Origin of the sequence: Spirosoma fluviale, from assembly GCF_900230225.1 — a bacterium.
Lineage (GTDB): Bacteria > Bacteroidota > Bacteroidia > Cytophagales > Spirosomataceae > Spirosoma > Spirosoma fluviale.
The window spans coordinates 2,316,644-2,330,754 of the sequence record NZ_OCNH01000001.1 but is presented as its reverse complement, the minus strand read 5'-3'; the positions used below and the strand labels follow the sequence as shown (position 1 = coordinate 2,330,754).

Here is a 14,111-nt window from a genome sequence, read left to right as displayed (position 1 = left end):
ATTGTGTTGTAATAAAATCGTTACAAATTTTGCCAGAATTATTCAATTAAAGTTAAGCAAAAGTATCGCATTCTTGCACTATCCTATCAAACAATTGAGTAATACCTTTTTTAAAGGCTAAAAACAGCAGTATCGATGGTCGGTACCACGAAACTCAGCCGCTTAACATCTTTCTGGAAGTATGCCAATAAAGTATAGGAAAAAGCATATAAGCTTGACAAGCTGTAGTAAATTGCAAAGCACTACCATAGCCCCGACCATTAACTAACCATTGATTCCCATCATGAAACGTGAAGCGATAGTTTCTTTCGATGTTTCCCGCCACCTGAAGGGTCGAAAGCTTGAGCAGGAGGTTGAAAATAGGACGGCATACACTATCGATACCGCAGAACTGAATATCTATGAAACCCAGCATGTTGCCGAAAAAGTAGAACTGACGTTTACCAGCCCGGTATTAGCCAGCATGATTCGGGGCAAAAAGGTAATGCACCTGCCCGGCACACCCTCCTTCGATTTTTTACCGGGAGAGTCCGTAATCGTGCCCGGCGACGAAACCATGTGCATCGACTTTCCGGAAGCGCAGGTCCAGAACCCAACCCAGTGCCTGGCGCTGGCGATTGCCCCTGATAAAGTCCGCCAGGTTACCGATCTGCTCAACGACCGCACACCGCTGATTGACACGCAGCAGGGCTGGCAGTTTGGACAGCATAATTTTTTCCTGACCAACGATGTGCCCATTCACCAGTTAATTGCCCGGCTGGTTTATATTTTCACCGAGAACAACCGTGCCAAGGAGGTCTTCGCCAATCTGGTTATTCAGGAGTTGGTGGTTCGGCTCATGCAAACCCAGGCCCGAACGTTACTCCTGAGTCCCGAAACAGCCTTTGCTAACGTGAACAGGCTGGCGCACGTGGCTCAGTACATTAATAAACACTTGCACAGAAGTCTGCAGATCAAGGAGCTGGCCGACGAAGCCTGTATGAGTGAACCCAATTTTTACCGAACGTTCAAACAAACGTTTGGCATGACGCCCGTCGATTACATCAACCAGCAACGGCTCGCGCTGGCGTCCCAGTTGCTGCGTACCACAAATCGCAGTTTAGACGACATTAGTATGGAGTGCGGCTTTAACAACCTGACGTATTTTATGAAGTTGTTCCGGCGCGAGATTGGGTCGTCGCCTACGCAGTACCGTAAACGGATACTACCGTCCTGATAGGGCCATGCTTTAGACGTAAAAGGTAATTCGTGTTGCCGAACTCAGGTCTTGATTGGTTATCTTTGACTAATCATGACAACAAAAACTTCTTCAAAAGCTGCCTTTACAGCGCCTACACTTGCGTTCATGCGCGAACTCGTTGAAAATAATAATCGGGAGTGGTTTCACGGCAACCGCCCTCGATACGATGCCGCCAAAGCCGAACTCATGGGCGTGGTAGAACGGGTGCTTACCGGGATGAGTGCGTTTGAGCCGCTTGCCAACACGGCCGTGAAAGACTGTATCTTCCGGATCAACCGCGACATTCGTTTCTCCAAAGATAAAGCGCCGTATAAATCCAATCTGGCGTTCGCCATTGGTCCCGGCGGACGGCAATCGGGTCGTATTGATTACTATGTACATATTCAGCCCGGTAATCAGTCGTTTCTGGGGGCAGGCATGTGGCAACCCACGCCAGCCAACCTGGCCAAGTTCCGGCAGGAGATCGACTATAATGTGCAGGAGTTAAAGGACATTATCGAGGCCGATGCGTTTAAAGCTTATTTCCCGGAAGCATCGGGCGAGTCGATGAAAACATCGCCCAAAGGCTACTCCGCCGACCATCCGGAAATTGATCTGCTGCGCCGGAAAGAGTTGTTCTTCCTGCACCGCTATACCGACAAAGAAGTTCTCAAGCCGAACTTCGCAGACGAAATCATACGCGGCTGCCGAATCATCAAACCCTACTGCGACTTACTGAACTACCTGTTCTTCGACGAAAAAGAAGAGCCGGTGACGTTATAATACCGACTGTGTAGTGCCGACCGTCGGCCTGTCGATGCGTCGAACCGTCGATGCGTCGAACCGTCCCGGTCGGTACTACTCTCTTCAAGATAAATCGCTGTGGGCAAGCCTAACCCGGTCCTTCTCCGGTAAAGACTTCATAGCTGATTAGCGTCCAGGGAAGTTTGATAAAAGAGGATAGTACGAGCGTAGTACCGACCATCGTTTAATCTCGGTCAGAAAAGAGAAGGTGGACTGTAAACCGGGAAAATGGCGGTTTGTCCTGTTTAACAGGTAGCCTATACATACCCGTTGACAAGTCTATACGGCATCCCTCGCTTTTCCCATGAAAAATACCCTCCGATTACTTCAGTTTAGCCTGTTTCTGTCGAGTAGCGCCCTTGTAGGCTGTGATCAAAAAGCGGTCAGTGACCTGATCGTCTCCAGGCCTCCAACGGTCGATGCGTCAATAAAGCGGTATTACGTTTCGGATGCGTTAGGGTCCGATGCCAACACGGGGCTTTCGGCTTCATCCCCGTTAAAAACAATCACCGCCGGTCAGAATGCCGCCCTCCCCGGCGATACGGTTTTCATCATGAACGGGTTGTATGTACCCGCCACAACCATTCAACTGAAAAAGTCAGGAACCGCCGATAAGTACATCACGTATAAAGCGTATCCGGGCCATACGCCTAAATTTTTTTTTTCGGGCAGCCTTTGGAACGCTGTTAGTATCAATGCATCGTACATTGTTGTGGATGGGATTGAGTTTCAGGGTAATAATCAGAATCTTACCTACGCTGACGCCTATGCCTCATTTGCGGATAAACAGGCCGGTGGCACGAAGAACGACCTGTATGCGACCTACAACATGAATGGCATTTCAATTGGCGGGCCGGCCACTGAGTCGAAGTTCCCTCATCACGTAGTTATTCAGAATTGTAAAATCCATGATTTTCCGGGGGGCGGACTTTCGGCTATTCAAACGGATTACATCACATTTGACCGGAATGTGGTATATAACAACGCCTGGTACATGATGTATGGCGGTAGCGGGATCAGTATTTTAACCCCCTTCGACAGCGACGCCAATACCGGTTATAAGAACATCGTCCGAAATAACATCTGCTCGAATAACCGGACAACCATTCCCTGGATTGGTATCACGCCCGCCCGGCTTTCGGATGGCAACGGAATTATCATCGATGTGAACGTGCGTCCATATAGCTCAACGGCAACGGACAAGCCGTACAAAGGGCGAACTCTGGTGGAAAACAATGTTAGTTTTAACAACGGCGGGTCGGGTATTCACGCATTTGATGCCGCACACGTCGACATCATCAACAATACTACGTACAATAACGCCCAGATCATGGTCGATTATGCCGAGCTATTCGCCAACACCTGTAACGACGTAAAAATCATGAACAACGTCATCTACGCAAAGCCGGGTGGGAGGTGCAATTCGAACAACAAGAACACGAACGTAACCTACGATTACAATATCTATTTTAACGGCGCTACGACTGTAAAAGGGGCGAATGATAAAGTAGCGGACCCCCAATTCATCAACCTGACGACCGATCGGGTAACGGCAAATTTCTCGTTGAAAAGTGGTAGCCCGGCCATTGATGCGGGAACAAAAAATATTTACTCCGCGACTGATATAAACCGTGTGAGCCGACCTAAAGGTGCATCGGTCGACTGTGGTGCCTACGAAGTCCAATGAACTACAGAACGGGTTTTATACTGCTAATTACTGTACGGGATGCGTCTCCATAGCAGTAGCATTTACGTCAGATGCGCTTAACGTGTGAAACGGGTTGGTATTTTAACAAAGCAGCATCTAGTCATACAATGTTTATCAAGACAGGAATAATCGTAGCATTGCTCACCGTTCAGCTGACGTCGGCATTTTCGCAAAACCGAGTGCCGGTTATCCGGGAGAACATACCGCTGGATTCTATCCGGCTTAGCGATCCGTGTATTCTGGCAGATGAACGCACCTCTATGTACTACATGACGGGGACGGGAGGGATGCTGTGGAAAAGTAAGGACCTGAAAAACTGGACTGGACCGTTCAGCGTAGCGAAAACTGACCCTGAGTCCTGGATGGGAAAGAATCCGATGATCTGGGCCGCCGAACTGCACCCGTATAAAGGCAAGTACTACTATTTTGCCACGTTCACGAATCGGGCCGTGAAAATTGATACGGTGGGCGAGAATGTCATCGAACGCCGGGCGAGCCATATTCTGGTGAGCGACAAACCTGAAGGGCCGTATGTGCCCATGAAAGACCCGACTTATCTGCCCGCCGATAAACCAACGTTAGATGGTACTTTCTGGGTGGATAAAGACGGAAAACCATACATGGTGTACTGTTATGAGTGGCTGCAAAATCTGAACGGAACCATGGAGAAAATTGCGCTCAAGCCTGATTTAAGTGGTTCCATAGGGGAGGGGAAACTGCTTTTTCGAGCCAGCGATAGTCCCTGGAGCCGTGAGAAGTCGACGGGTGGACCCAATAAAGTAACGGATGGCCCGTACCTGTTCCGTACCGGAACCGGCCGGCTCGGTATGATCTGGACCAGTTGGATCGATGATGTATATACGCAGGGCGCTGTCTATTCGAAAAGCGGCACGCTGGATGGTCCCTGGATACATGATAAAGAGCCGATTACCCCGCCTAACTACGGTCACGGCATGCTGTTCCGTACCCTGACCGGCAAGTGGCTTATGTCCGTGCATAGTCATCGAAATAGTAACGGTCGCTACATCCGGAATCCCCATTTGTTTGAGGTCGACTTTTCGGGCGACAAACTGATAATAGGTAAGCCTTACATTCCTTGATCAGGTACGATTGCCAGTAAACTCCCCCTGGTACGAAGTTGTATTTAATGGATGTCTTTGATAAAACAGACAATTCGTTCGACTTCTTCGAAGCCTGCTTTCTTGTGAAAGTCAATGCTCGTTATGTTCGTTATTTCTGTATCGGAGGCAATTTGCGTCAGTCCTTTTTGTTTAGCCCAATCCTCAGCCGCTTGAATCAACTTTTTGGCGACTCCCTGCTTTCGATATAAGCGCTTTACATAAATACCTTCAATGTAGGCTACCGGTAATGCTACAGACCCTTCTACGTAATCATGTCGGCGGCTTACATGAACAAACGCCATGTATGATTCCCCGGCTTTAGCCAGATAGCAACCGTCATTTTCAGAGCCAATTAGACGGGTATAATTTTGTAGCTCTTCATCGAAAGTACAGTCCGGCCACAGTTCCAAGACGAGGTCTACGACGGCATTAAGGGTATATCTGGACAGCGGTTCGATTTCCATTACTGATAGTGAAATTTTAGTAAAGAGCAGGTTTCCAAAATGGAACTCTACTTATTGGTTTGATAGTCAGACCCGTAACATACCACGGAACCCCCTGGCAGCGTAGTAGGATTCTGCACCGTTATGATAAACGAAAACGGTGCCATAGCGGTAATCAGCAAAGAGCGCACCACCGAGTTTTCTGATATGGGCAGGGGTTTCAATCCAGCTCGAAGTTTTCGAATCGAACTTACCGAGCTTTTGTAAATTCTGGTATTGTTCTTCCGTCAGTAACTCAACGCCCATGGCTGCTGCCATCCCGATGGCGCTATTTTTGGGTTTGTTTTCTTTTCTCGACACTAATGCCTCCTCGTCGTAACAAACACTTCGGCGACCTTTGGGACTCTCTTCTGAACAATCATAAAATATATACTCGCCTGATTGTTCATCATAACCAACCACATCCGGTTCTCCGTCGGTGCTTTCCATTTCATTGAGTGACCCTAGTTTTTCGGGAGCCGCTTCCAGCTTAGTCCGCACGTTTGTCCAATCGAGGCCCACATGCCGGTGCCTGTTTTTCTCAAAACGGATTTTTAGTGTGTTGAGTAATGATTCGCGGTGCTCTGAAGATAATTCCTGATTCATTTTATAGGTTGATTAACTATACAAAAACAAGGTAATTAACCTGAACTACTGTAAGGAAAATTGCTCTTCGGACTTTTGGCCTAATTGTTTTATCAGAGTGATACTTCATCGCTTGCTAAAGAAATCAAGCATAGTCGATAATGCGTTTTTACCGTGCATCCGTTCGCCACTATCAAGTGATTCCTGAGCCATTCGTGAGGCTCGTTTGAGCATTGTTCGTTCATAAAACGATATGGCCTTCTGCACTGTTTTGCAGAACCCATCAAAATCGTTCAAGTCTTCAAGGCTGAAATCCGAAAAGTTATCGGGGAGAGCTTTTCCACTATTTACGATGTCAGCAATTGAAAACCTGAAAATATAGTCTACAGCAAGCGGATTAAAACTCACTGCAAAGAAATTTGAAACATCCTGCTTTGCATATTTAGGCTGCGTCTCTAAACCCAGTAACGAAATACGAAGCTGGCTGTCCACAGTTTTTGAAAACATCAAATCAATTTTCCCATTAGGAATAATCACCGCTTCATTGCTGAAAGACAAATTTTGTAAGGATGAATAACAATAAATGTAATCGGCCAGTAACTTGTCTGGCCTTATAAGTTTGTAGCTTAAATTAGTTTCCATTGCTCAATAATAATAGCTTCTCATTAGGTTATACAGGCTGGCTGAGTGAATTATTTCTGGTACTAATCTAATCAGGGGAAAGCACAAATTGTCGGTTATTTTGGCCGGACGTTTTATGCCAGGCCACTCAACATTTTATGCAACCTTCTGTGAAACAAAGGGTTGCAAAATTGCCGCTTGTTTCGTATTTTTCCCGGAAACTCATTTGACAAACTGGTATGTTAATTCCTCAAATCAAGAAGACTGGCGTTTTGCTGGCCATGACTGCTACTGCAGTGTTGGCCCAGCCTTCGCCCCAACAACCTAAGATGACCCAAAATCCATTTCTCGCGTCGTACACAACACCGCATCAGACGGCGCCATTCGACAAAATTAAGAATGCCGATTACCTGCCCGCCTTGAAAGATGGTCTGGCACAAGGCCGTAAGGACGTGGATGCAATCGTTACAAGTACCGCTGCGCCAACCTTCGAGAATACCATTGTTGCCCTCGAACGGGCGGGCGATTTACTCGGTAAAGTAACATCGGTGTTGTTTAACCTGAACAGTGCTGAAACAACCCCCGATCTTCAAAAAATTGTGAAGGAAGCGTCGCCCCTGCTGAGTGAGTACGGGAACGATATTACCCTGAACGCAAATTTATTTGCCCGAATCAAAACCGTATATGAGCAGCGTACTAAGCTGAAACTAGATCCGGAAAGTGCCATGCTGCTCGAAAAAACGTACAAACGTTTTTCACGGAACGGAGCTAATCTCGACGATAAAGGCAAAGAACGTTTGCGGGCTATTGACAAAGAGCTGTCGCAACTGTCGCTGCAATTTGGTGAGAATGTCCTGAACGAAACCAACGAATACATGATGGTCGTGACGGACGAAAAAGACCTTGCCGGTTTGCCCGACTTTGCGCGTGATGCAGCCAAAGCAACGGCAAAGCAGAAAGGTAAAGAAGGCTGGGTGTTTACCTTACAGGCTCCAAGCTATGGTCCTTTTATGCAGTATGCCGACAACCGGGAGTTGCGTAAAAAGCTATATATGGCTTCTAACGGTCGCGGGTTTCACGGCGACAAAAACGACAACTCGGCTATCATCAACAAGATTGTAAACCTGCGCTACGAGCGGGCCAATCTGCTGAGCTATAAGACTCATGCTGATTTTGTGCTGGAGGAGAGCATGGCCGGTTCGAGAGATAAGGTGCAGAGCTTTCTGGATGAACTTGTTTCCTACGCCCGTCCGGCAGCCGAGCGCCAGCTTGTCGAACTAACGACCTACGCCAAAGGTCATGGCTTCCGGGAGGATAAATTACAGGCCTGGGATAGCGGTTACTATTCCGAAAAGCTCAAGAAGGAGAAGTACGATCTTGACGACGAAACGTTGAAGCCGTACTTCAAACTGGAAAACGTCCTGAACGGTGTGTTTACCATAGCCAACAAGCTGTATGGGGTTACCTTCAAGGAGCGTACCGATATTCCGGTGTACAACCCGGAGGTGAAAACCTTCGACGTTTTCGATAAAGACGGTAAGTTCCTGGCGGTTTTTTACGGCGATTACTTTCCCCGGGCGGGCAAGCGGAGCGGTGCCTGGATGAACGACATTCAGGGACAGAAAATCGAGAACGGGACCAACATTCGACCACATATTGTGAACGTCTGTAACTTCACCCGGCCCACGGATACCAAGCCTTCGCTGCTGACATTCTACGAAGTGACAACCCTGTTCCATGAATTTGGGCATGGCCTGCATGGTATGCTGGCGAACGGTAAATACGAAAGCCTAAGCGGCACCAGCGTTCCCCGCGATTTCGTTGAGTTGCCCTCGCAGGTGATGGAAAACTGGTGTTACGATCCGGAAGCGCTAAAACTTTTTGCGAAGCACTACCAAACGGGCGAAGTGATCCCCAATGAACTGATTGAAAAAATCCGCGCTAGTCAGAACTTCATGGCGGGTATGGCCAACCTGCGTCAGTTGCGTTTGGGTTTGATCGACATGTACTATCACGGGCAAAAACCCACGGGAGAAACGATCTCGCAGGTTGAAGGTCGGGTCGATTCGGTGGCGAACTTGTTCCCGCACGTGGATGGGGTGGCTATCAGCCCGGCTTTCTCGCACATTTTTGCGGGCGGTTATTCTGCCGGTTATTACAGCTACAAGTGGAGCGAAGTGCTGGATGCCGATGCCTTTGAGTTCTTCAAAGAAAAAGGTGGACTCGAAAACAAAGCAGCCGCCGAAAGTTTCCGGAAGAACGTACTGGAAAAAGGCGGCAGCGAGAAGCCAATGGAACTTTACAAAAAATTCCGGGGTCGCGAACCATCACCCAAAGCCATGCTCCGACGCAGCGGATTAATACTGTAAATTAGTTTAAGTCAAAAGGAGCTGCCATTAACCGGCAGCCCCTTTTTTATTGCTTAATGGATTTATTTGCAGCGTAGAATCGATAGCTAATTAAACGATTGCCTGAACTCCAGGGGCGACACATGGGTCTTGCTCTTGAACAGTTTGTTGAACGATTGCGGGTACTCAAAGCCAAGCTGATACGCAATTTCGCTGACCGATAAAGAGGTAGTCGTTAGTATTTCTTTCGCTTTATCAATCAGTTTATTGTGAATATGCTGCTGGGCGCTTTGGCCCGTAAGTTTCCGGAGCATATCGCTCAGGTACGTGGGCGAAACATGGAGTTTCTCAGATAAGTACTGCACCGTTGGCAGGCCCAACTCCCGAACCTGTTCCTTGTCGAAATAATCAGACAGCAGAGCCTCCAGATTGGTGAGCAGGTCATGACTGGCGTTTTTGCGGGTGATGAACTGCCGGTTGTAATATCGGTTGGCGTAATTGAGCAGAACGTCAATGTGCGACACAATTACATCCTGGCTGTAGCTGTCGATAACAGACCGGTATTCCTGTTCAATCGTCTGCATGATCGAGTTGATCGTCACTTCTTCCTTATCTGACAGGAAAAGAGCTTCATTGACGGCATACGAAAAAAAACCATGTTCTTTGATGCTTTTTGCTAACGGATAGTTCTGAATAAAGTCGGGGTGAATCACCAACCAGCAGCCCGTAAGCGCCATGCCGTCTGGACTGACCGTAGAAATCACCTGACCGGGAGAAAAAAAGGTCATTACACCTTCATCGAAATCGTAATAATTCTGGCCATATTTCAACTTCCCCGTAAAATCCTTTTTGATACAGATCGAGTAAAAGTTGTAGACCACACTTGTCAACGTCTCGTCGAAGTGACACTTAACGTCGGCCAGATTGATGACGCTCACACACGGATGCTCTGGTTTGGGTAAACCCAACAGGCGGTGCAGCTCGGAAATAGAGTTAATGATGTATGGGGAATTCATCTCTTTTCTCATCGGTAAATAGAGTAGACGCTATTGATCGATCCACTGCATGCCGGCCGCATCATACCGGTCACCCGTTGATGTCCCTAACGGGATAATAGCCTCCAGACGTTCCAATTCATCGGCCGTTAGCGAAATGCGGGTTGCTGCAATATTCTGCTCCAGGTACGAAACCCGCTTAGTGCCCGGAATCGGAACAAAGCCCTTGGCCATCACCCACGCCAGCGCCAATTGAGAAGGCGTCACCTCTTTTTCGTCGGCCAACTGTTTGATCGCTTTTACCAGTTCCAGATTTCGGTAAAAATTCTCCCCCTGAAAGCGGGGAATGCTACGCCGGAAATCATCGGCCGGAAAGTCGTCCGGGCTTTTAAAAGTCATATCTCCCGACAGGAAACCTCGTCCCAGGGGCGAGTACGCAATAAAACCAATACCCAGTTCCTGTAATGTATTGGTGATGCCCACTTCCTCCGCTGTTCGTTCAAACAAAGAATACTCCGTTTGGACGGCGGTTAGCGGATGAGTCTGATGGGCTTTCCGGATGGTTGCAGACGATACTTCCGAGAGGCCAATGTACCCCACTTTGCCTTCTGTTACCAGATCGGCCATAGCGCCAACGGTTTCTTCAATTGGCGTGTTAGGGTCCAGGCGGTGTAAATAATACAGGTCGATAAAGTCGGTGCCCAGATTCTGCAATGACCGCTCAACAGCTTTTCTGACATAGTCTGGCTTTCCATTAAATTGCCAGGTGAGTTGTTCATTGTCGTCAATTTCAAAGCCGAATTTGGTTGCAATGATGTAGCTGTTTCGGTTGCCCCGGATGGCTTTGGCGATTAGCCGTTCGTTGGCTAACGGGCCGTATAAATCGGCGGTGTCGAGAAAATTGCCGCCTAGTTCAAGTGACCGATGAATGGTGGCGATGGCTTCCGCTTCATTTGCTTTGCCGTAAATATCGGCTCCTGCAATCTGGGTCATACCCATGCATCCCAGGCCAATGTTGGGTACCAATAAGCCCTGACTTCCTAAATTAACTGGTTGAATCCTTTCCATAACTTGTCTACTCGTTGTTTAAATTTCTGTCACAAAGGTCATGGTGAGCAAAAATCAAACAGTAGCCAAATTGAGGAATGTTGTATCCGAATTTAGTGCCGGGGAAATCAAGGACCATAACCCCGGTAAACTAACGGGGGAGATTCTATCAAAATCTCCCCCGTTGCTTAAACTTACTTCTCCGTGCCTACTGCCAATTCCTGGGGTTGGGTTTGGTACTTGTAGAGATACTCGATCAGGTCGGCAACGAGGCCCGTCCAACCGGTTTGGTGGCTGGCCCCAAGCCCCATGCCATTGTCGCCATTGAAGTATTCGTAAAAGAGATACAAATCTTTAAAATGCGGGTCGTCCTGCATTTTTTTGTCGGCTCCAAAAGCAGCAATACGACCGGATTGATCGCGACGGAAAATATTCAGCAGCCGTTCGATCACCAGCAGCGTTGCTTCTTTCACGCTCATGATGTGGCCCGAATGAGTCGGGTATTCAATCTCAAAATCGTCGCCGTAGTATTGGTAAAACTTCAGCAGGGAGTCAATGAGCAGGAAGTTAACGGGGAACCAGATGGGGCCGCGCCAGTTGGAGTTGCCGCCAAACATGCTCATCTCCGACTCGGCCGCTACGTAACGTACCTGGAATATCTCGCTGTTCAGTTCAAACTGATAGGGTGTTTTTTCGTGGTATTTCGATAACGCCCGAATCCCGTAATCCGACAGGAACTCGGTTTCGTCGAACATCCGCTTCAGGATCATCTTCATCCGGTGACCGCGCAGCAAACTCAGCAGGTGCGTTTCGCCCTTGCCCGGCTCGTGCCAGCGCGAAACGAGCGAGGCCAGGTCCGGCCGGTTCGTCAGCACCCATTCCACCCGCCGTTTGAAGTCGGGCAGTTGCGAAAGCAGCGACTCGTCCAGAATCTCGACGGCAAAGAGCGGGATAAGTCCCACCATCGAGCGAATTTTCAGCAGCCGCGCATTATGGTCGGGCATGTGCAGAACATCGTAATAGAACTGGTCCACCTCATCCCACAAGCTGATATTCTGCTTGCCGAGGTTGTTCATGGCCGATGCGATATGCAGGAAGTGCTCGAAAAACTTGCTGGCCATGTCCTGATAGGAGGGGCGGGTGAGCGAAATCTCGCAGGCAATCCGGAGCATGTTCAGCGTATACATGGCCATCCAGCCCGTGCCATCGGCCTGTTCGATTCGGCCGCCCATGGGTAATGGCTGGCTCCGGTCAAAGACCCCGATGTTATCCAGCCCCAGGAAGCCCCCGCCAAAGATATTGTTGCCCGAAACGTCTTTCCGGTTCACCCACCAAGTGAAGTTCAGCAAGAGTTTGTGGAAAACCCGTTCCAGAAAATTGACATCACCAACGCCATTCTGCTCCTTGTCGATCTCATACACTTTCCAGGTGGCCCAGGCATGAACGGGTGGGTTCACATCGCTGAAGTTCCATTCATAGGCCGGAATCTGACCATTGGGGTGCATGTAATACTCGCGCAGAATTACCGCCAGCTGTCGTTTGGCGAAATGCGGGTCGAGTCGGGCGAGGGTTAGCGTGTGGAAAGCCAGATCCCAGGCGGCAAACCAGGGGTATTCCCACTTGTCGGGCATCGACAGGATGTTGGCCGTGTACATATGCCGCCACGTTTCATTGCGGGCATACACCCGACCCTGAAACGGCACCGGCATTTTAGGGTCGCCCTTCAGCCATTCATTGACATTGTAATAATAGAACTGCTTGCTCCAGAGCATACCGGCGTAGGCTTGCCGCTGAATGGCCAGCAGTTCCGTATCCTGTACATTCTTTTGCAGATCGGCATAAAAGGCGTCCGCTTCGCTAAGCCGGTTTTGCCAGATTTCATCGAAGTCCTCAAACGGACCGGTCATCGTCGTTTGATCGCTGAAGCGAAGCCGAACGCTCACGCTACCGCCCGCCGGTACCATCCGTGTGTACTGGGCCGAGGCTTTCGTGCCGATCTGGTTTGGATTAATGAAGCTTTTCTTTCCTCCCGAAACGATGTAATTATTTATGCCATCTTTCGTGTATTTCGATACGTTCGGTCGACCGTAGAGTCGTTCGGAGTTGGTGTCATTATCACAGAAAAGGAGCGCATCGGCATCTTCGCAGTAGAGCTTGTATTTGCCTAACTGCTTGTGATTGACTTCAATCTGGTTATTGGCAATGCCGTTGAGCATGGGCCGGGAGTTGTACTGCTCGTATCCCCACGACCAGGTATTCCGGAACCAGATGGTTGGTAATAAGGTCAGCGGAGCTTCCGTAGCCGAGCGGTTATGGGCCGTAACGGTAACGAGCCAGTCATTCTGATCGGCTTTGGTATACTCGATGAAAATATCGAAATATTCGTCCTTATCAAAGATGCCGGTATCAGTCAGTTCAAATTCGGGTTCCTGCCGATTTCGGCGGGACGATTCAATGACCAGCCGGTTGTACGGAAATTCCTGCTGCGGGTACTTGTACAGCATTTTCATGTACGAGTGCGTTGGGGTGCTGTCCAGGTAATAATACAGCTCCTTCACATCTTCGCCATGATTGCCCTCCGGTCCGGCCAGACCAAAGAGTCTCTCTTTCAGAATATTATCTTTATGGTTCCAGAAGGCGAGGGCGAAGCAAATGTGCCCTTTGTTGTCCGAAATGCCGCCAATGCCTTCTTCGCCCCAGCGGTAAGCGCGGGAGCGGGCCATGTCGTGACTAACAAAATTCCAGGCATCTCCATACGGACTGTAATCTTCGCGGACAGTACCCCAGGCTCGTTCGGAGAGGTAAGGCCCCCATTTTTTCCAGCCCTTGTTATCGGCTCGTTCGTAAATGCGTTCGCGTTCAGCAGTAGGCATAATGAGTAGCTAGGATCAAATTTTACGGTGGTTGAGTGGTTAACTCGGTAATTTTAGCTATCAAAGATAGTATGCATGCCGAGTAAATTGGTGAAAATTCTTTTGCACTCTACCAACTGTTCATGGAAATTGTTTGGCAAATCCCTCGTTAATACTGCATTTTTCTCGATGAAGAGACATATTTCAAAATATTAATATATATCTTCATCGAAAAACGCCTTTTCTGTACTGCCTGTTTAGACTGTCCTTTTTCCTGGTTTGTCACGGCCAAACTATAGATCAACAAGAGAGGAGTAGGTTTATTTTTT

11 protein-coding genes are annotated in these 14,111 nt (G+C 48.6%); 5 read left to right on the top strand and 6 right to left on the bottom strand.

Annotated features, from left to right (window positions below):
• Nucleotides 1-283: 283 nt before the first annotated feature.
• The 4 genes from CRO74_RS09660 to CRO74_RS09645 all read left to right on the top strand — a co-directional run bounded on the left by CRO74_RS09660 (nt 284) and on the right by CRO74_RS09645 (nt 4,831).
• Nucleotides 284-1,216: an AraC family transcriptional regulator gene (locus tag CRO74_RS09660; protein WP_097125738.1), complete on the top strand. Its 933-nt coding sequence runs from the start codon at nt 284-286 to the stop codon at nt 1,214-1,216.
• A gap of 75 nt (nt 1,217-1,291) precedes the next feature.
• Nucleotides 1,292-2,002, top strand: coding sequence for a DUF2461 domain-containing protein (locus CRO74_RS09655; RefSeq protein WP_097125737.1), 711 nt, complete (start codon nt 1,292-1,294; stop codon nt 2,000-2,002).
• Nucleotides 2,003-2,327: 325 nt separating this feature from the next.
• On the top strand, nt 2,328-3,710 hold the full coding sequence (locus CRO74_RS09650; RefSeq protein ID WP_144035891.1) for a right-handed parallel beta-helix repeat-containing protein: 1,383 nt from the start codon (nt 2,328-2,330) through the stop codon (nt 3,708-3,710).
• Nucleotides 3,711-3,838: 128 nt separating this feature from the next.
• Nucleotides 3,839-4,831, top strand: a complete 993-nt coding sequence (locus tag CRO74_RS09645; RefSeq protein ID WP_097125736.1) for a glycoside hydrolase family 43 protein — start codon at nt 3,839-3,841, stop codon at nt 4,829-4,831.
• 44 nt (nt 4,832-4,875) lie between these two features.
• Here CRO74_RS09645 and aac(6') read toward each other — a convergent pair whose 3' ends face one another.
• From aac(6') to CRO74_RS09630, 3 genes are all read right to left on the bottom strand, one after another.
• Nucleotides 4,876-5,316: an aminoglycoside 6'-N-acetyltransferase gene (gene aac(6'), locus CRO74_RS09640; protein ID WP_097125735.1), complete on the bottom strand. Its 441-nt coding sequence runs from the start codon at nt 5,314-5,316 to the stop codon at nt 4,876-4,878.
• A gap of 66 nt (nt 5,317-5,382) precedes the next feature.
• Entirely contained in the window at nt 5,383-5,940 is a 558-nt protein-coding gene (locus CRO74_RS09635) for a DUF4256 domain-containing protein (protein WP_097125734.1), read from the bottom strand.
• A 105-nt stretch (nt 5,941-6,045) separates the two neighbouring features.
• Nucleotides 6,046-6,561 (bottom strand): DUF6597 domain-containing transcriptional factor, encoded by a 516-nt coding sequence (locus tag CRO74_RS09630; RefSeq protein WP_097125733.1) that lies wholly within the window; start codon nt 6,559-6,561, stop codon nt 6,046-6,048.
• Nucleotides 6,562-6,821: 260 nt separating this feature from the next.
• Between CRO74_RS09630 and CRO74_RS09625 the strand changes: the two genes are divergently transcribed.
• Nucleotides 6,822-8,909, top strand: a complete 2,088-nt coding sequence (locus tag CRO74_RS09625) for a M3 family metallopeptidase (protein ID WP_218840206.1) — start codon at nt 6,822-6,824, stop codon at nt 8,907-8,909.
• Nucleotides 8,910-8,995: 86 nt separating this feature from the next.
• Here the strand turns inward: CRO74_RS09625 and CRO74_RS09620 are convergent, their stop codons facing one another.
• The 3 genes from CRO74_RS09620 to CRO74_RS09610 all read right to left on the bottom strand — a co-directional run bounded on the left by CRO74_RS09620 (nt 8,996) and on the right by CRO74_RS09610 (nt 13,803).
• Nucleotides 8,996-9,916 (bottom strand): helix-turn-helix domain-containing protein, encoded by a 921-nt coding sequence (locus CRO74_RS09620; RefSeq protein WP_097125731.1) that lies wholly within the window; start codon nt 9,914-9,916, stop codon nt 8,996-8,998.
• Nucleotides 9,917-9,934: 18 nt separating this feature from the next.
• Nucleotides 9,935-10,951 carry an aldo/keto reductase gene (locus tag CRO74_RS09615; protein WP_097125730.1) on the bottom strand — a complete coding sequence of 339 codons (1,017 nt, stop codon included), beginning with the start codon at nt 10,949-10,951 and terminating at the stop codon, nt 9,935-9,937.
• A 173-nt stretch (nt 10,952-11,124) separates the two neighbouring features.
• The gene (locus CRO74_RS09610; RefSeq protein ID WP_097125729.1) at nt 11,125-13,803 is read right to left on the bottom strand and encodes an MGH1-like glycoside hydrolase domain-containing protein; all 2,679 of its coding nucleotides are present in this window, start codon (nt 13,801-13,803) and stop codon (nt 11,125-11,127) included.
• Nucleotides 13,804-14,111: the final 308 nt, after the last annotated feature.

Coding starts and splice junctions, on each gene's coding strand:
- CRO74_RS09660 (WP_097125738.1), top strand. CDS start 284: ATGAAACGTGAAGCGATAGTTTCTTTCGATGTTTCCCGCCACCTGAAG.
- CRO74_RS09625 (WP_218840206.1), top strand. CDS start 6,822: ATGACTGCTACTGCAGTGTTGGCCCAGCCTTCGCCCCAACAACCTAAG.
- CRO74_RS09630 (WP_097125733.1), bottom strand. CDS start 6,561: ATGGAAACTAATTTAAGCTACAAACTTATAAGGCCAGACAAGTTACTG.
- CRO74_RS09620 (WP_097125731.1), bottom strand. CDS start 9,916: ATGAGAAAAGAGATGAATTCCCCATACATCATTAACTCTATTTCCGAG.
- CRO74_RS09650 (WP_144035891.1), top strand. CDS start 2,328: ATGAAAAATACCCTCCGATTACTTCAGTTTAGCCTGTTTCTGTCGAGT.
- CRO74_RS09635 (WP_097125734.1), bottom strand. CDS start 5,940: ATGAATCAGGAATTATCTTCAGAGCACCGCGAATCATTACTCAACACA.
- CRO74_RS09645 (WP_097125736.1), top strand. CDS start 3,839: ATGTTTATCAAGACAGGAATAATCGTAGCATTGCTCACCGTTCAGCTG.
- CRO74_RS09655 (WP_097125737.1), top strand. CDS start 1,292: ATGACAACAAAAACTTCTTCAAAAGCTGCCTTTACAGCGCCTACACTT.
- CRO74_RS09610 (WP_097125729.1), bottom strand. CDS start 13,803: ATGCCTACTGCTGAACGCGAACGCATTTACGAACGAGCCGATAACAAG.
- CRO74_RS09615 (WP_097125730.1), bottom strand. CDS start 10,951: ATGGAAAGGATTCAACCAGTTAATTTAGGAAGTCAGGGCTTATTGGTA.